The 17992-nt window shown below is 63.2% G+C and carries 15 protein-coding genes and 1 riboswitch; of the genes, 11 read left to right on the top strand and 4 right to left on the bottom strand.

All coding sequences use genetic code 11. The annotated features are described in order from the left end of the window. Positions 1 to 525: MFS transporter (locus B5F27_RS04775; protein WP_144066482.1), on the bottom strand; the 525-nt coding region annotated here is incomplete at its 3' end. Between the two features lie 146 nt (positions 526 to 671). On the opposite strand from B5F27_RS04775, the gene hisS reads away from it, so the two are divergent. Both hisS and B5F27_RS04765 read left to right on the top strand, forming a co-directional pair. Then, entirely contained in the window at positions 672 to 1916 is a 1245-nt protein-coding gene (gene hisS, locus B5F27_RS04770; RefSeq protein WP_087249036.1) for a histidine--tRNA ligase, read from the top strand. 88 nt (positions 1917 to 2004) lie between these two features. Next, entirely contained in the window at positions 2005 to 2604 is a 600-nt protein-coding gene (locus B5F27_RS04765) for an AAA family ATPase (protein ID WP_087365094.1), read from the top strand. A 219-nt stretch (positions 2605 to 2823) separates the two neighbouring features. Here B5F27_RS04765 and B5F27_RS04760 read toward each other — a convergent pair whose 3' ends face one another. The 3 genes from B5F27_RS04760 to B5F27_RS04750 form a co-directional block, all read right to left on the bottom strand. Then, complete coding sequence (locus B5F27_RS04760; RefSeq protein ID WP_087365091.1) at positions 2824 to 4248, bottom strand: radical SAM protein; 1425 nt, start codon at positions 4246 to 4248, stop codon at positions 2824 to 2826. Positions 4249 to 4384: 136 nt separating this feature from the next. Next, positions 4385 to 4966, bottom strand: a complete 582-nt coding sequence (locus B5F27_RS04755) for a TetR/AcrR family transcriptional regulator (protein WP_158098193.1) — start codon at positions 4964 to 4966, stop codon at positions 4385 to 4387. A gap of 280 nt (positions 4967 to 5246) precedes the next feature. Further along, positions 5247 to 5885: an ECF transporter S component gene (locus B5F27_RS04750; RefSeq protein ID WP_087249029.1), complete on the bottom strand. Its 639-nt coding sequence runs from the start codon at positions 5883 to 5885 to the stop codon at positions 5247 to 5249. A gap of 127 nt (positions 5886 to 6012) precedes the next feature. After that, a riboswitch (FMN riboswitch) is annotated at positions 6013 to 6136 on the bottom strand. A 154-nt stretch (positions 6137 to 6290) separates the two neighbouring features. On the opposite strand from B5F27_RS04750, the gene B5F27_RS04745 reads away from it, so the two are divergent. The 9 genes from B5F27_RS04745 (at position 6291) to eno (ending at position 17959) form a co-directional block, all read left to right on the top strand. Then, complete coding sequence (locus B5F27_RS04745) at positions 6291 to 7421, top strand: mechanosensitive ion channel family protein (RefSeq protein ID WP_087365086.1); 1131 nt, start codon at positions 6291 to 6293, stop codon at positions 7419 to 7421. Continuing rightward, entirely contained in the window at positions 7411 to 7899 is a 489-nt protein-coding gene (locus B5F27_RS04740; protein WP_087249025.1) for a CYTH domain-containing protein, read from the top strand. Before B5F27_RS04745 ends, B5F27_RS04740 begins: the two co-directional genes overlap by 11 nt. A 23-nt stretch (positions 7900 to 7922) precedes the next feature. Beyond that, the gene (locus B5F27_RS04735; protein ID WP_087365084.1) at positions 7923 to 8429 is read left to right on the top strand and encodes a pyridoxamine 5'-phosphate oxidase family protein; all 507 of its coding nucleotides are present in this window, start codon (positions 7923 to 7925) and stop codon (positions 8427 to 8429) included. 198 nt (positions 8430 to 8627) lie between these two features. After that, complete coding sequence (locus B5F27_RS04730; RefSeq protein ID WP_087249019.1) at positions 8628 to 9179, top strand: rhomboid family intramembrane serine protease; 552 nt, start codon at positions 8628 to 8630, stop codon at positions 9177 to 9179. Positions 9180 to 9424: 245 nt separating this feature from the next. Continuing rightward, a complete protein-coding gene (locus B5F27_RS04725; RefSeq protein ID WP_087365082.1) occupies positions 9425 to 11518 on the top strand; it encodes a glutamine synthetase III in 2094 nt (697 codons plus the stop codon). A gap of 141 nt (positions 11519 to 11659) precedes the next feature. Continuing rightward, the gene (locus B5F27_RS04720) at positions 11660 to 12985 is read left to right on the top strand and encodes a glutamine synthetase family protein (RefSeq protein WP_087365080.1); all 1326 of its coding nucleotides are present in this window, start codon (positions 11660 to 11662) and stop codon (positions 12983 to 12985) included. Positions 12986 to 13024: 39 nt separating this feature from the next. Further along, positions 13025 to 13612 carry an ANTAR domain-containing protein gene (locus tag B5F27_RS04715; RefSeq protein WP_087365078.1) on the top strand — a complete coding sequence of 196 codons (588 nt, stop codon included), beginning with the start codon at positions 13025 to 13027 and terminating at the stop codon, positions 13610 to 13612. A 100-nt stretch (positions 13613 to 13712) separates the two neighbouring features. Continuing rightward, positions 13713 to 15350, top strand: a complete 1638-nt coding sequence (locus B5F27_RS04710) for a CTP synthase (protein WP_087249012.1) — start codon at positions 13713 to 13715, stop codon at positions 15348 to 15350. A 1307-nt stretch (positions 15351 to 16657) separates the two neighbouring features. Then, on the top strand, positions 16658 to 17959 hold the full coding sequence (gene eno / locus B5F27_RS04705) for a phosphopyruvate hydratase (RefSeq protein WP_087365076.1): 1302 nt from the start codon (positions 16658 to 16660) through the stop codon (positions 17957 to 17959). Positions 17960 to 17992: the final 33 nt, after the last annotated feature.

Here is a 17992-nt window from a genome sequence, read left to right as displayed (position 1 = left end):
GCCCAGCACCCAGAACGCCCCCCGAATCCCCCACCGCGGGGCCAGGGTCCGCACCAGCAGGGTCAAAAAGGCCCCCGACAGCCCGGCGGCGGCCCCAATGATGCCGGTGGCGAAGCCCTTCCGGCCCTGATACCACTTCTGGGCGCAGGACTGGATGGCGGGATAGAGAAAGGCGGTGCCCAGCCCGGCGGGGACGCTGAACACCCAGGGCATGGCCCAGCCCCAGGCGGACGGCAGCAGAGCCGCCCCCGCCAGTCCCCCTTCCAGCAGGGCGGTGCCCCAGAGGGCGGCGCAGCGGGGGCCGCGGCGGTCCTGCAAAAAACCTCCCAGCACGCACCCCACCCCATAGGCGGCGATGAGGACGCTGAAGGCCAGGGCGGCGGCCTCCTCGGCCAAGGCGTATTCCTCCATTACCGGCTGCTGGAACACCCCCCAGGCGGCGGGCAGGCCGGTGAGCAGCTGGATGCAGGCCCCGGCGGCCAGGATGGCCCAGGAGTGGGCGGCGGTGAATCTGGAACTGGACATGGGCAGACACTCCTCTCTTTTTGGGGATAGTATGCCCTTTTTGGTTGACAATCCGGGCCCCAATTCTATATAATGAAAGGCACAGTTTTGCACACGCTTATGCAGCCGGGGCCTCCGGCCGGAAACAGAGAGGGAGTCAATACACCATGAAAATTCAACCGTTGAAAGGTATGCGGGACCTTCTGCCCGCCGAACAGACCCTGCGGGACTACATCCAGGGCCAGATTCTGGAGGTTTACCGGGCCGCGGGCTTTGAGCGGATCTCCACCCCCATGCTGGAGGACATGGAAAACCTGGACAAGTCCGACGGCGGCGAAAACCTGAACCTGATTTTCAAAGTCCTCAAGCGGGGCGAGAAGCTTTCCGCCGCCCTGGAGGCCGGCAAGTACGACGCGCTGTCCGACATGGGCCTGCGCTACGACCTGACCCTGCCCCTGTCCCGCTACTATGCCGCCAACCGCAGCGTCCTGCCCAGCCCCTTCAAGGTGATCCAGACCGACCGGGTGTTCCGTGCCGAGCGCCCCCAGAAGGGCCGCCTGCGGGAGTTTGTCCAGTGCGACATCGACATTCTGGGGGACGAGAGCCCCAACGCCGAGGTGGAGCTGATCGACGTCACCGCCCGGGCCCTGCTGAAGATCGGCTTTGACGGCTTCACCGTCAACATCAACGACCGCCGGATTCTCCGCGGGATGCTGGAGAGCATGGGCTTTGCCCCCGAGACCCTGGATTCGGTCTGCATCACCTTCGACAAGATGGACAAGGTGGGCGCCGAGGGCGTCCGGGCCGAACTGACCGAAAAGGGCCTGCCCGCCGGCGCCATCGACCAGCTGGCCGCCTTCCTGGCCCAGGGCGAAGTGACCCTGGACGCGGTGGCCGCCCGCTGCGCCGACCCCGCCATCGCCAGCGACCTGAAATACGTCCTGGAAACCGCCGGCCGTCTGGCCGAGGGCAAGTACAAGGTGGCCTACTGCCCCAGCCTGGTCCGTGGCCAGGGCTACTACACCGGCATGGTGTTTGAGGTGGTGTGCCCCCAGTTTGCGGGCGCAGTAGCCGGCGGCGGCCGCTACGACAACATGGTGGGCAAGTTCCTGGGCCAGCAGGTGCCCGCGGTGGGCTTCTCCATCGGCTTTGAGCGGGTCTGCGGCATCCTGCTGGAGCAGGGCTACCAGATCCCCGGCGCCAAGCAGAAGATCGCCCTGCTGTACCCCGCCGGCGCCGACTTCCCCGCCGTTCTGGCCCAGGCCGAAACCCTGCGGGCCGACTACGGCGTCACCGTCCTGGCCCAGGGCAAAAAGCTGGGCAAGCAGCTGGCCGCTCTGGAGACCGCCGGTTTTGCCGGGGCCGCCTTCGCCGGCAAGGACGAGATCAAGTGGTTCGCCGAGCGGAAGTAAATATTCCCCTGTACCTGTATAAGACGGCGGCGGGCCCCGGGCCTGCCGCCTTTTTTGCGCCCTTACCTATTTATAAAGGAGGTCTGTCATGATTCTGGCCCTGCAGGGCGGGATGGCGGTGGGCAAAACCACCGCCGCCCGCTATGTCGCCCGGCACGCCCCGGAGGTCACCGTCTTTTTTGAGAACAACGACGAGGTGATCGCCCAGATGCGCCGCCGCGGCCTGGTAAAAACCCACTACCCCGACTATCTGGAAATCCAGCGGCTGTGGCTGGACCATGCGGTCCGCCGGTATCAGGCCGCGGCGGCCTGTCCTCACGCCCTTCTGGACTACGGCCCCGAGGAAATCCTCTTTTACACCCTCCACTACCCCGCCTCCGCCGGCCATCCCGACTGGGATGTGGCGGGCCCCCTGGCCCGGGAACTGGAGGCCGCCCGGCAGTGTATGCCCCGCCGGATTCTCTTTCTGGACGCCGCCGACCCCCAGCTTCGCCGCCGCAAGGAGGGGGATGCCGCCCGGGACCGGGGATTCTTTGACCACACCCTGACCCACCTGCTGCCCGCCAAGCGGGCCTGGTTCGCCGCCCTGGACCGGGTGGACTGGCTGGACACCACCGCCCTCTCCCCCGACCAGACCGGCGCGGCGGTGCTGGCCTGGGTCCAGGGCTGTCTGGCGGCGGAGGAATAACCATCCGGCGTTTCGGAGCACGTTTTTCCTGCAAGTAAAGGCTCTCTCCGTTTCAGTGGGCAACCATCCGTTTTTATTGCAGTCTGCATTCCAGAACGTAAAACAGCCCGGGTCAGACGGTATTCGTCCAGCTCGGGCTGTTTTGGGGCTTCGGGGGCGCGCGCCGACTCGCGCCCCTCCTTTCAGAAGGTTCCAGAAGGCTTTCGGAAAGGGCAAAAATCAGGTGTTCTGGGGCTTCCAGTCCTTGTAGTTCTGGTAGCCGGAAGCCGGCTTGCCCAGGGTGGACCACAGTTCATCCGCCGCCGGCTGCCATTCGGCCGCGTAGGCGGTGCACTTGGCGCACAGGTGTTCCACCGTCTCGGGGGAGGCGAGATCGGTGTTGTGGGCGCCGGTCTTGTGGACCATCTCCTCCAGACAGGCGGGGTTTTCCAGCATGGGACAGGGCCGCAGGTGGTTCTTGTTGAAGGGCTGGCCGTCCCGGTAGGCCATGAACAGGGGGCTCCGGAGAATTTCCAGAATCGAGCTGTCATGAATGTTGGCGTTGGAATAGTGGATAAAGACGCAGGGCTCGGCGTCGCCGGCGGAATTGATATGGAAGTAGTTCCGCCCGCCGGCAATGCAGCCGCCCACGTACTGGCCGTCGTTCTGGAAGTCCATGGGGAAGAACTCGATGGGGCATTCCGTCGAACGGATGTAGCGGATTCGCTGAATCATGTACTTGCGCTGCTCCACCGTGGGCATCAGGTCGGGCACCGCGTCGCTGCCCACCGGCATATAGTGGAAGTAGAAGCCGAACCGCGCTCCCTTGTCGGCGATCATCTGCAAAAATGCATCGCTGGTCACCGCTTCCACGTTGGCCCGGGTGTAACAGATGGAGGTGCCGAAGGGGATGCCGTGGGCTTTCAGCAGGTCCATGGCGTTCATGACGGCGGCGTAATGGCCGTCGCCCCGGCGGGCGTCGTTGGTCTCGGGGGTGCCCTCGATGGACAGGATGGGGATGATGTTCCCCAGCCGCACCAGCTCGGCGCAGAAGGCCTCGTCGATCAGGGTGGAGTTGGTGTAGATGGCAAATTCGGCGTCGCTGTGCTTTTCGGCCAGACGGAGGACGTCGGCCTTCCGCACCAGGGGCTCGCCGCCGGTCAGCATATAGAGATAAACCCCCAGCTCCTTGCCCTGGGTCAGGATTTTGTCCATGTCCTCAAAGGAGAGGTTGTTCCGGTTGCCGTAGGTCCCCGCCCAGCAGCCGGCGCAATGCATATTGCAGGCCGAGGTGGGGTCAAACAGAATCAGCCAGGGGATATTGCACTGGTAGATTTCGCGGTTTTTGCGGATCATCCGGGTGCCGCGGATAAAGGCCTCGTACCCCAGGTTCAGGGCGGTGACCCGGGCCACATGGGGGTCGGTCTCGTCCAGCACCCGGTTGATATAGCGGACCCACTTGTTGTTGGGGTCGCTGAACATGGCCTGGGCCTTTTCATAGCTCTCCTGGGTGAAATCCTCCCCCCAGAACTGCCGGGCCAGATCCACCATCTGGTGATAGGCCTTTTCCCGGTCCTTTCCGGCGTGGTTCAGGGCCAGGTCGATGATGGCGGCGGCCGCCGTCCGCTGCATTTTATGGGAAAGCGTGTCAATTCCGGTACTCATCCTGTTACCTCCTCTTTCTTTCACTGTACGCTCTCTTTTCAGGTATATTCCACAGTATAGACGGGGACCGGGGCGGCCTCTATAAGCAAAAAAGCCGGTGTGATAACTTTTTTATCACACCGGCACACTTGATGGTTCATTTTGTCTCAGGCAGGGGCGGTTCTCCCTCCCGGAAATCCTGAGCCGCCCGGCGGATGCCGCCGGAACAGATGGTGTTCAGCCGCCGGGCCAGGACCTCGGGCTCGGTTTTCATCCCGTCCTCAATCCATTCCAGCAGCATGGCCACCAGGGCATAGGTATAAAAGTGGACCACAAAGCTCCAGTCCCCCTCGGGGACGGGGCAGTCGCCCAGTTCCTGGTCCAGCATGGGCCGCAGAATCTGTTCGGCCAGCTCGCACATCCGGCGTTCCAGCTCCTCCCGGCGGAGGGAACGGCAGATGTTGGCCATCTGGGGCCGGTTGCGCCGCAGTTCCTTCAGGAAGGACAAAAACCAGTCCTCCCAGTTCTCGGCGCTGAGGCTGCCGTCCAGCAGGGCGGCCGCCTCCTCCCGAAAGGCCCACTGGGCCAGATCGTAGATGTCGTGGAAGTGGTAGTAAAAGGTCATCCGGTTGACCCCGCACTGTTCGGTGATGTCGCTGATGGTGATTTTATGGAATGGTTTCTGGCCCAGCAGCTCTTTCAAAGCGGCTGCCAGGGCCTTTTTGGTTGCTTGTGCCAATTCGCTCACACGCTCCTTTCCCGCCGCCCCGCGGGACGGCATTCCCTGCCTCCGGGCAGGGTCCGGGGCCTTGCCGCCCCGGTTTCCCCTCGTTTCCGATCGGCGCCCCGGCCCCGCGGGCCGGACTGTGCCGGATGGGCAGCCCATCCATTGTAGTGTAGCGCAAAAATGTAACAAAACTTTTATATTTTCCCAAATTCCCCCCAAATGTCTAAAAAAATCCCCGCCTGCCGGGGGAGGGCAGACGGGGCGGATGGGTGTCAGACAGCGCCGCAGCCGCTCAGTGACGGCCGTGGAGGATGGGAGACAGGGGCTTGTAGATCAGCATGCACAGGGCGGCGTCCAGCAGGCCCTTGGCCAGGGTCCAGGGCATATTGAAGATGACCAGGCACTCCAGCAGGCTGTCCACCGAGGGCAGGATGGCCTTGTACATTCCCAGGATCACGTCCATGGGCATGCCGTACAGCACCACATAGGCGGGGTAGGTCAGGAAGAAGTTGAGGGGCACGCTGAAGATGCCCATGACCACAGCGCCCAGCACCGCGCCCAGGACGGCGCCGCGGCGGGTCTTGTTGCGCTGGTAGACAAAGCCGGCCACCCAGGCAAAGGATGCGCCCAGCAGGAAATTGCACAGCTCGCCCACGCCGTTGGTGGAGCCGGCCAGCAGCAGGTGGATCAGGTTCTTGATGAGCGCCACCAGCACGCCGTACACCGGGCCCAGAGCAAAGGCGCCCAGCAGCTCGGGCAGGTCGGAGAAGTCCATCTGCACGAAGGAGGGCATAATCATGGGCAGGGGGAAGTCCAGGAACATGAGGACGAAGGCCACCGCCGACAGCATGGCGGTGACGGTGAGCTTGCGGATGCGGTCGCGGTCCTGACCGCCGGTGCGCAGGGTCTTGGTTTCGGTGTTTGCTTGCATAACAGATACCTCCCGGGGCAGCGCCCCAATCAAAAAATGTAGGGAAAGCTCTTTTCAAGACAAACAGAAAACGCCCTGCTGCAAAATACAAATGCAACAGGGCGCAAAGATACACAAAAAAATCTGTCTATCGTCTCTTTCATCCGGACTATACCGTCGGCCCCGGAGTCTCACCGGGTCAGCACCTGAAACAGCAGGTGGTCGCGGGCTATACCGCCGGTGGGGAATTGCACCCCGCCCTGAAACGAACTTTCTGGCAACAGTATACCACAACCGCGCCAGAATGCAAGAGGGAAAAAATACGAATCCCTGTCCCCCGCCCCCCGGGCGGCATTGTCAGTGCAGGGAAAGTATGCTAAAATAGGGCCATTCCGTCGAACCAATTCACGAAGGAGAACCATTCCCATGATTTTCAAGATACAAGATCTGACCTTCAACTTTTTCGGGTTGCTGGCTCTGGAAGGATACGCCGCCTTTGCGGCCCGGTGCGTCGTCGCCCTGCTGCTGGCGGGGGTGGGCGAAGTGGCCCGCCGCTGGCTCCGGGGCTGGGTCTTCCCCCAGCTGCGCCGGATTCCCTGGCCTTCCCGCGCCATAGGGATTCTGCTGGACAGTTTCGCCTCCCCCGCCTCCTGGCTGGCCCTGACCACCGGTCTGTACCTGGCGGTGGCCTCCCTGCCCTGGGGCACGGTGCCCATGGAGGCCTTCCTGCTGAAACTGTACCGCTTCGCCATCATTCTGCTGCTGAGCTGGGGCCTGTACGGGGCCTCCGAGCTCACCGACCTGATGCTGGCGGGCGCCCGGGAGGAAATCCGCACCAACAAGACCCTTCACAACGTTCTGGTGAAGGTGTACAAAGTGGTGGTGGCGGTTTTGGGCATCCTGATGGCGGTGCAGGAATGGGGTCTGCCGGTCACCGGCGTCATCACCAGCGCAGGCCTGGTAGGCCTGACCATCTCCCTGGCCGCCCAGGACACCGCCAGCAATCTGTTCGGCGGCGTGATGATTTTGGTTGAGCGGCCCTTCCAGATCGGCGACTGGATCGTGGTGGGCAGCGTGGAGGGCACGGTGGAGGACATCAGTTTCCGTTCCACCCGGGTGCGGGCCCTGGACAACTCGGTCTACATCCTGACCAACAGCAACGTCTGTGCCTCCACCATCAACAACGCCGCCCAGCGCCAGAAGCGCCTCTACCGCTTCACCCTGGGGGTGGAGTACGGCGCCACCCGGGCCCAGCTGGAAAAGTTGATGGAGGACCTGCGGGCCATGCTGGCCGCCAGCCCCCACACCTACGAGGAATCGGTGATTGTGGAGCTGACCGGCTTTGGCGCGTCCAGCATTGATTTGCTGGTGTCGGCCTACCTGCGTACCGCCGACACCCTGGTCTTTTACAAGATGCAGAACGACCTGAACCTGGACGTCATGGACATTGTCCGGGCCGACGGGCTGGACTTTGCCTTCCCCTCCACCAGTGTGTACGTCAAGGAAGTCCCCGCCGCCCAGCGGCCGGAACAGGAGGTGCAAACCCATGGAAATTGAGCGCAAATGGATGGTCAGCGGCTGGCCGGAGGGCCTGCCCCTGACCGAGGAATTCACCATGCGGCAGGGCTACATCAGCGTGCGGCCCACCGTCCGCATCCGTGAGGAGGCCAAAACCGGCGGCGAGACCGCCTGGATTCTCTGCTTCAAGTCGGAGGGCGGCCTGGCCCGGGAGGAGATCGAACGTCCCATCGACGCCGGCCTGTTCCGGGACCTGGAGGAGAAGATCATCGCCCGGCCCCTGATCGAGAAGGTGCGCCGCAGCTACCGCCTGCCCGACGGCTTCACCCTGGAGGTGAACCATGTGGACGCCGGCCAGCCGGGGGCCTTCTGGTACGCCGAAATCGAATACCCCACCGTGGAGGCGGCCCGCAGCTGGGTCCCCGCCGACCCGGCCCTGGCGGCCTACCTGGCCCGGGAGGTCACCGGCCAGCCCGGCCAGAGCATGGGGGCCTACTGGGAGCGGACCCGGGGGTAAAGTATTTTTGAGGAGGACACATCATGATTCCTGTCATGCGCCGGGGCCGGCAGGCCCTGCCCCAAGCCGTCTGTGAAGAAATCCTGGCCCGCAGCACCGCCGGGGTGCTGGCGCTGGCCGACGCCGACGGCTTTCCCTATACCGTTCCCCTGAGCTATCTGTATCAGGAGGGGAAAATCTGGTTTCACTGCGCCCGGGCCGGCTATAAGCTGGACCTGATGCGGCAGAATCCCCGGGCGTCCTTCTGCGTCATCGGGCAGGATCAGGTGGTCCCGGAGGAATACACCACCTATTACCGCAGCGTGGTGGCCCGGGGCACCCTGCGGGAAGTCACTGACCCCGCCGTCCGGGAGGACATCGCCCGGCGTCTGGGCCGAAAATACGCCCCCGCCCAGCCGGAGGAGGCCCTGGAAGCCGAACTGCGCCAGTACCGGGACGCGGTGTGCATTCTGGAGCTGACGGTGGAACAGCTCACCGGCAAGGAAGGTTCCCAGCTGGCCCGCCAGCGCCGGGGCGAAGCCCAACTGTAAAAAACAGGCCCGCAGGCATCCTTTTGGGGGTGCGGCGGGCTTTTCTTTTGGGGCGGGGCAAAAGAATCTGGACTGTCCCGCCGGGGTGTGATACAATGGGGAAAACGTCCGTTTTCAACCGCTTCACCTTCTGTCGAAAGGAGCTGAACCGCCACGAAACGCGCCAAATTCAGCCTCAGTTTCCAGTACAACTCCCCGGTGGTCCTCACCTTTTTCCTGCTGTCCTTGGGAGCCCTGGCCCTGGACGGCCTCACCGGCGGCTGGACCACCACCCACCTGTTCTGCGTCTACCGCTCCAGCTGGAAAGACCCGCTGGCCTATCTGCGGCTGTTCGGCCATGTGCTGGGCCACGCCGACCTGAGCCATTTCCTCAACAATATGCTTCTGTTTCTGGTGGTGGGCCCGCCCATGGAGGAAAAATACGGCAGCATCCCCCTGCTGAAGGCCATCGTCCTCACCGCCTTTGTGTCGGGGGTTCTGCAATGCCTTCTGTTCCCCGGGGTGGCCCTGCTGGGGGCGTCGGGCATTGTCTTTATGCTGATTATGCTCTCCTCCCTGGCGGGCGGCAGCGGCGGCATCCCCGTCACCATGCTTCTGGTGGCCGCCCTCTATCTGGGGGACCAGATTTATTCCATCCTCTTTGTCCGGGACAATGTGGCCAACTTTATGCACATTGTGGGCGGCGTCTGCGGCACAGCCTTCGGCTTTTACAGCTCCTATGCCCGGCCGCGGCACCGCCGGCGGGGGTAAAAGTCACACTTATCTGCGTTCTTTTTGGGAGATACGACGGCGTTTCAGAGCGTTTGGCCGAAAATCCCGCGGCATTCCACAGCGAAAATCGTGCGTTTTGTCTATTGCGTTTCGGCCGCCGGGTAGGTATAATGCTTGCATAAGCAGCATCGGCGCTGTGAGTCACCTCCGACTCGCAGCGCCTTTTGTGTTTGCGGCCCCGCCCCGGCGGGTGACACACACCTGATGAGTAAGGAGTAGGATTTATGGCAGCCAATGTTATGGAAGTCTACGGCAGCAAGGTCTTCAATGAGCACGTGATGAAAGAGCGTCTGCCCAGCGCTACCTATAAGAGCCTGAAGGACACCCTGCACAAGGGCGCTCCCCTGGATATTGAGGTAGCCAACGTGGTGGCCAGCGTCATGAAGCGCTGGGCGATGGAGCTGGGCGCCACCCACTACACCCACTGGTTCCAGCCCCTGACCGGCATCACCAGCGAAAAGCACGACGGCTTCGTCAGCCCGGTGGGCGACGGCACCGCCATCATGGAGTTCAGCGGCAAAGAGCTGGTGCGGGGCGAGCCCGACGCCTCCTCTTTCCCCTCCGGCGGCCTGCGGGCCACCTGTGAGGCCCGCGGCTACACCGCCTGGGACCCCACCAGCTATGCCTTTGTGAAGGACGACGTGCTGTGCATCCCCACCGCTTTTGTCAGCTACACCGGCGAGGCCCTGGACAAAAAGACCCCCCTGCTGCGCTCGATGAAGGCTCTGGCCACCCAGGCCACCCGCATCCTCAAGCTGTTCGGCAAGGATGTGGACTATGTGTCCACCACCGTCGGCCCCGAGCAGGAGTACTTCCTGGTGCGCAAAGAGGACTATGAGGCCCGCCAGGACCTGATCCTCACCGGCCGCACCCTGTTCGGCGCCCCCGCCGCCAAGGGCCAGGAGCTGGAGGAACACTACTTCGGCACCATCCGTCCCCGGGTGTCCGCTTTCATGAAGGAGCTGGACGACGTGCTGTGGGAGCTGGGCGTCCCCGCCAAGACCAAGCACAATGAGGTTGCCCCCTGCCAGCACGAGCTGGCCCCCATCTTCGACACCACCAACGTGGCCATCGACCACAACCTGCTGACCATGGAGATGATGCAGAAGATCGCCCCCAAGTACGGCCTGGTCTGCCTGCTCCACGAGAAGCCCTTTGAGGGGGTCAACGGCAGCGGCAAGCACAACAACTGGTCCATGAGCACCAGCAAGGAGAACCTGCTGGATCCGGGCGACACCCCCATGGAGAACCTGCAGTTCCTGGTGTTCCTGGCCGCCGTCATCAAGGCGGTGGATGAGTACGCCGACTTGCTGCGCACCGCAGTGGCCACCCCCGGCAACGATCACCGCCTGGGTGCCAACGAGGCACCCCCGGCCATCATCTCCATCTTTGTGGGCGAGGAGCTGGAGGCCGTCATCGACGCCATCGCTTCCGACTCTCCCTACGCCGGCCCCGTCCGCATGAAGATGGACCTGGGCGTGGACGTTCTGCCCAAGTTCAGCAAGGACACCACCGACCGCAACCGTACCTCCCCCTTCGCCTTCACCGGCAACAAGTTCGAGTTCCGTATGCCCGGCTCTCACCAGAACCTGAGCGACGCCGACACCATCCTGAACACCGCCGTGGCCAAGGAGCTGAAGGGTTACGCCGATGAGCTGGAGAAGGCCGACAACTTCACCGAGGCGGTCATCGCCCTGGTGAAGCGGACCATCCGCGACCACCGCCGCGTCATCTTCAACGGCGACGGCTATTCCGCCGAGTGGGAGATCGAGGCCGAGCGCCGCGGCCTGCCCAACAAGAAGTATACCCCCGCCGCCCTGCCGGCCCTGATCGCACCCAAGAACATCGACCTGATGGAGGAGTTCGGGGTTATGACCCGCACCGAGATGTTCAGCCGGTACGAGGTGGAGATGGAGCATTACGCCAAGATCATCAACATCGAGGCTCTGACCATGCTGGAGATGGCCCGCAAGCAGCTGCTGCCCGCCATCAATGCCTATATGGGCGAGGTGGCCCGCACCGCCGGCGCCAAGCGCGCCGTCAGCGACAAGATCAGCGTCCGGGCAGAGACCACCCTGCTGGAGCACCTGTCCCGCGATGCCGACACCATGAGCGAGGCCATCGACCGCCTGGCTGCCGCTGAGCGCACCGCCCAGGCCATCACCGACATGACCACCAAGGCCAACGCCTTCCACGACAGCGTTCTGCCCGCCATGAACGAGCTGCGCTCGGTGGCCGACGACGCCGAGACCATCTGCGGCGAGGAGTACTGGCCCCTGCCCAGCTACAGCCGGATGCTGTACTACGTGGAGAACTAAAACCATTCTCCGGGGCATCATCCCCGGCGCGCTTCGCATCTGAAATACACCGGCCTGAAGACCTGCTACTCTGCCCTGCCCGGGCGAGGGCAGGCCTTTGGGCCTTTTTGGGGGCCGCAGCCCCTTTTCGGGAGGTTTGCTATGAACTATACCACACAGCAGGATGTCCTGGACTTCGTCGAGGACAACAATGTCAAATTTGTCCGCTTCGCCTTCACCGACATCTTCGGCACCCAGAAAAACATCGCCGTCCTGGCCAGCGACCTGCCCAAGGCCCTGGAGGACGGGGTCTGCTTTGACGGCAGCTCGGTGCCCGGCTTCATGCACGTGGAGGAGAGCGACCTGGTCCTGCGGCCCGACCTGTCCACCATCACCATCCTGCCCTGGCGCCCCGCCGAGGGCCGGGTGATGCAGTTCTTCTGCGACATCCAGCGGCCCGACGGTGCCCCCTTCGGGGGAAACTGCCGGGGCTTCCTGCGGCAGATCGCCCAGCAGTTCCGGCGTCTGGGCCTGGTGTGCAACGTGGGGGCCGAGTGTGAGTTTTACCTCTTTGAGACCGACGACCGGGGCCAGCCCACCCGCATCCCCATGGACCGGGGCGGCTATTTTGACGTGTACCCCCTGGACGCCGCCGAAAACCTCCGCCGTGACATCTGTCTGACCATGGAGCAGATGGGCCTGGCCCCCCAGCACAGCCACCACGAGAGCGGCAACGGCCAGAATGAAATCGATTTCCACCACGCCAGCCCCCTGAAAACCGCCGACAACGTCATGATGTTCAAGCAGATCACCCGGGCGGTGGCGGGGCGCAACGGCCTTCACGCCAGCTTTATGCCCAAGCCCCTGGCCGACCAGGCGGGCAGCGGCCTGCACGTCAACATCTCCCTGTACCGGGACCGGAAAAACCTCTTTGAGGGGGACATCGCCCCCGACAGCGCCGCCGGCAGCTTTATGGCGGGCATCCTGGCCCACAGCCGGGAGCTGACCGCCTTCACCAATCCCCTGCCCAACAGTTACCTTCGGTTTGGCTGCGACGAGGCCCCCCGCTACGTCAGCTGGAGCCGGCAGAACCGCAGCCAGCTGGTGCGGATTCCGGCGGTCCAGGGGGACAACTGCCGGATGGAGCTGCGCAGCCCCGACCCCGCCTGCAACCCCTACCTGGCCATCGGGCTGGTGCTGGCGGCGGGCCTGGACGGCATCCAGAACCGGATGGAGCTGTGCGCCCCGGTGAATCAGAACCTGTTCGAGCTGACCGACGCCCAGGCCGCCGGCCTGGGCCTGGAGCGTCTGCCCGCCACCCTGGAGGAGGCGGTGGAGATCGCCCGGAACAGCCCGTTCCTGGCCCAGTACCTGCCCCAGGGCCTGGCGGGACGGTATTTTTCCGAGCAGCTGCGGCGCTGCGCCGAGCTGAAAGAGGCCGCCGACCCCGCCGAATTCGAGCGGGCCCGGTACTTCTGCTCCATCTGAGCCCGCACACCCGGACAACCACAGAGAGGAGGGGAAAGCATGGGACGTGCCATGATCGTCAGCGCGGGGGCCAACTCCAACGAATACCTGTCCGCCCGGCTGTCCGAGCTGGGCTATGCCCGGCCGGTGATCGTCCCCAGCGGCACCGAAGCCCGGCGCCGGATGCTGGAGGCCGACTTTGAGCTGGTCATCGTGAATGCGCCGCTGCCGGATGAATTCGGCCATGAACTGTGCGCCGCCGCGGTGGAACAGACCGACGCGGGGGTGATTCTGCTGGCCAAGGCGGCCGCCTGTGACCAGCTTCTGGGCCCCATGAACGCCCAGGGGGTGCTGGTGGTGGGCAAACCCTTTTCGGGGGCGCTGTTTTTGCAGGCGGTGCATATGGCGGCCGCCGGGAACCACCGCTTACAGCGGCTGCGGGCCGAAAACGCCCGCATTCAGGCCAAACTGGCCCAGGTGCGGCTGGTGAGCCGGGCCAAATGCCTGCTGATCGAGCGGGAGGGCCTCACCGAAGCCCAGGCCCACCGCCGCATTGAAAAAGAGGCCATGGATTCCCGCCGGGACCGGGCCGAAGTGGCCCAGGAGATCCTGGAACAGCTGGAGGGCGACGGCCTGGACAGCCTATAACGTTGATCCCGAGGGCGGGCAGATTTTCTGCACGCCCTCTGTATGATACAGCACAATCCGGTCCATACCGGAAGGGAAAGTAGAAAGAGCGAACGGAGGAATGGATATGAAACAGACCAAATACATTTTTGTCACCGGCGGCGTGGTGTCGGGCCTGGGCAAGGGCATCACGGCGGCCTCTCTGGGCCGGCTGCTCAAGTGCCGCGGGCTCAAGGTGGCCAGCCAGAAGCTGGACCCCTACGTCAACGTGGACCCCGGCACCATGAGTCCCCTGCAGCACGGCGAGGTGTTCGTCACCGACGACGGCACCGAGACCGACCTGGACCTGGGCCATTATGAGCGGTTCATCGACGAGAACCTGAACAAATATTCCAACCTGACCACTGGCAAGGTCTATTGGAACGTGCTGAACAAGGAGCGCCAGGGCGCATACCTGGGCCAGACGGTCCAGATCATCCCCCACATCACCAACGAGATCAAGAGCTACATCTACAATCTGGCCTCCTCCACCGAGGCCGACGTGGTCATCACCGAGATCGGCGGCACCACCGGCGACATCGAGAGCCAGCCCTTCCTGGAGGCCATCCGCCAGGTGGGCATCGAGCAGGGCCATGAAAACTGCTGTTATATTCATGTGGTGCTGGTGCCCTACATTTCCGGCTCCAACGAGTACAAGTCCAAGCCGGCCCAGCATTCGGTGAAGGAATTGCAGGGAATGGGCATTTCCCCCGACATCATCATCCTGCGGGCGGACGGCAGCGTGGGCAGCGACATCCGGCGCAAGATCAGCACCTTTTGCAACGTCAAGCCCGAATGCGTCATCGAGAACCTGACCATGCCCAGCCTGTACCAGTGTCCCCTGATGCTCCACACCAACGGCCTGGACGAAGTGGTGGTGCAGAAGCTGGGGCTGGATGTTCCTCCCGCCGACCTGACCGAGTGGAAGGACGTGGTGGCCCGCATCGCCACCCGGACCCGCACCTGTACCATTGCCCTGGTGGGCAAGTACGTCAAGCTGCATGACGCCTATCTGTCGGTGATGGAGAGCCTGTACCACGCCGGCTTTGAGAACGACTGCCATGTGGAGATCAAGTGGGTGGACAGCGAGGAGCTGGTCACCGACGAGGACTGTGCCGCGGCCTTTTCGGACGTGGACGGCATCATTGTGCCGGGCGGATTCGGCGGCCGGGGCATTGAGGGCATGGTGGCGGCGGCCCGCTATGCGCGGGAGCATCAGGTCCCCTATTTCGGCATCTGCCTGGGCATGCAGATCATGGTGATCGAGTACGCCCGCGGGGTGCTGGGCTACGCCGACGCCAATTCCAGCGAGTTCACCCCCGACGGCGCCCACAACGTCATCGACCTGATGGCGGACCAGCAGGGCAACATTCCCAAGGGCGGCACCATGCGGCTGGGCAAATATCCCTGCAAGGTGGTGCCGGGCACCAAGATGGCCGAATGCTACGGCCAGGACCTGGTGTGGGAGCGGCACCGCCATCGCTACGAGTTCAACAACGCCTTCCGGGACGAGATGGAGGCCGCCGGGCTGGTGATTTCGGGAACCAGTCCTGACGGGCATCTGGTGGAGACGGTGGAGATCCCGGGCCGGGCATTCCACCTGGGCGCCCAGTTCCATCCCGAGTTCAAGAGCCGTCCCAACCGCGCCCATCCCCTCTTCAAAGCCTTCGTCGCCGCCAGCCTCTCCAACCGTTCTCTTACTTTTCTGAAAGAAAAGTAAGCAAAAGATTTTCACCTGGTACCGCTGACTGCTGTGGACTTCACAAGGCCCTGCCGGCGGTAAGGTTTCAGCCGCTTTATAAGGTTCCCGGCCTGCGGCCCTGTGAGTCTGAGGCTTGGTATAGCCTGTTTTTCTACCCTCGGTACGCCCTGAAGAATCAATAATAAATCCCCCACTTCTCAAAAAGAGGCGGGGGTTTTCTGTTGTTATAGGTTTACCTACGGGCCCCGCGCCCGCCAAAGCGGGCGCACTCAGCAATCGGAGCGGCGGGCAAAAGCCGTTAAGAAAAACACCCGTGCCGCCATTTGAGGCTCTGAAAGTTTTTACGGGCCAGGCATGACAGTGTTTTTTAGGCTTTTGAACGCCGCGACTTCCCTATTTGGGTCCAGGGCAGCTTTGGCCCGGCGCGTCCAGTGGACGAAACAGCCGGGCCGAAGCTGGCGCAGCGCTCCGGTTTTTGCAAGCGCCCTCCGCGGCGCGCCGCAAAAATCGGCTAAGCGCAAGAGGACAATAGCCCGTTTTAGCCTGATTTCCTCATTTGGTACGCGCTGAAAACCTATAAAAATGCAGCAACCCTCGTCCATCTCTGGGCGGGGGTTGTTTTTGGTTTAGAGCTTTTTAGGGGCGGCAGCTTTGCGGTCTGTTCCCCCAAAGGGGGATGTCGCGCAGCGACAGGGGGACACATTAAATGGGTGGAGGGTGGGTTTAGATAATAAAAGGGTATCACCTTGCAATTTCAAAGTCTGCGCCCTACAGCAGCTAAAGACATACCGACCCGCCAGCCCGCCAAAGCGGGCCTGTGGTCTCAATCGGAGCGGCGGGCAAAAGCCGTTAAGAAAAACACCCGTGCCGCCGTTTGAGGCCCTGTAAGTTTCCACGGGCCAGGCATGACAGTGTTTTTTAGGCTTTTGAACGCCGCGACTTCCCTGTCTGGGTCCAGGGTTCAGACCCTGGTCGTTAGGGTGGGTAGGGAGTCCAGAGGGCCTAGGGAGGGGGAGTCGAAACCCCCTCCCTGGCCCTCTGGCCCCAGCGGAGCGGACAAGAAGGAAAAGAAATGGAGTGTTAAAGGGTAGAGCGGCAAAGCGTAAGAAAACCCGTTTTATATTTTGTTTACCAAATTTCCACATATTGAGAACATTTCGCACTTGTACCGGGGCCTGTGCTGTGGTAAAATATAACTAACCAATCCGCGCAACGCAGGGCCGGGACTTGGGGGCGATTTGCGGTCCCCTCCCCGCCCCCAAAGGACCCGTCCCCCTTCCATCGGGTCTGGCGCAGGAGCATGAGAACTCAGGAGGTATTCCATTATGAATTATCTGGAAATTGAACAGGTTGTCGGCCGCGAGATTCTGGACTCCCGCGGCAACCCCACCGTTGAGGCAGAAGTGACCCTGGTCGACGGCACCGTCGGCCGCGGCTGCGCCCCCAGCGGCGCTTCCACCGGTGAATTTGAGGCCCTGGAGCTGCGGGACGGCGATAAGAGCCGTTACCTGGGCAAGGGCGTCACCAAGGCTGTGGAAAACGTCAATACCACCATCGCGGACGCCATTGTGGGCATGGACGCCTCCGACATCTACGCCGTGGACGCCGCCATGCTGGCCGCCGACGGCACCGAGGACAAGTCCAACCTGGGCGCCAACGCCATCCTGGCTGTGTCCATCGCAGTCTGCCGCGCCGCCGCCGCGTCCCTGGGCGTGTCGCTGTACCGCTTCCTGGGCGGCGTCAATGGCAACCGCCTGCCCGTCCCCATGATGAACATTCTGAACGGCGGCGCCCACGCCACCAACACCGTGGACACCCAGGAGTTCATGATTATGCCGGTGGGTGCAACCTCCTTCCGTGAGGCCCTGCGGATGTGCGCCGAGGTGTTCCACGCCCTGCAGTCCATCCTCAAGAGCAAGGGCCTGGCCACTTCGGTGGGCGATGAGGGCGGCTTTGCCCCCAACCTGTCCAGCGACGAGGAGACCATCGAGACCATCCTGGCCGCCGTCGAGAAGGCCGGCTATAAGCCCGGCGAGGACTTCATGATCGCCCTGGACGCCGCATCTTCCGAGTGGAAGGACCCCGTCAAGGGCAAGGGCCATTACAAACTGCCCAAGGCCGGCACCGAATACACTTCCAGCGAGCTGATCGCCCACTGGAAGAGCCTGGTGGAAAAGTACCCCATCATCTCCATCGAGGACGGCCTGGATGAAGAGGACTGGGAGGGCTGGCAGGAGCTGACCCGCGAGCTGGGCGGCAAGGTCCAGCTGGTGGGCGACGACCTGTTCGTCACCAACACCAAGCGCCTGGCCAAGGGCATCGCCCTGGGCGCCGGCAACGCCATCCTGATCAAGCTGAACCAGATCGGTTCGGTTTCCGAGACCCTGGAGGCCATCAAGATGGCCCACAAGGCCGGCTATGCCGCCGTCACCTCTCACCGTTCCGGCGAGACCGAGGACACCACCATCGCCGACCTGGCCGTGGCTCTGAACACCTGCCAGATCAAGACCGGCGCCCCCAGCCGCACCGAGCGCGTGGCCAAGTACAATCAGCTGCTGCGCATCGAGGAAGAGCTGGGCGCCAGCGCCGTCTATCCCGGCATGGGCGCATTCCAGGTCAAGCGCTGAGCCGTCCTTTTCCCCGCACACCAGGGGCAGTAC

The sequence above is a fragment of the Faecalibacterium sp. An192 genome, from assembly GCF_002160175.1.
Lineage (GTDB): Bacteria > Bacillota > Clostridia > Oscillospirales > Ruminococcaceae > Faecalibacterium.
Note: the sequence above shows the minus strand (reverse complement) of the source record. Positions and strands in the feature narration are given on the sequence as shown.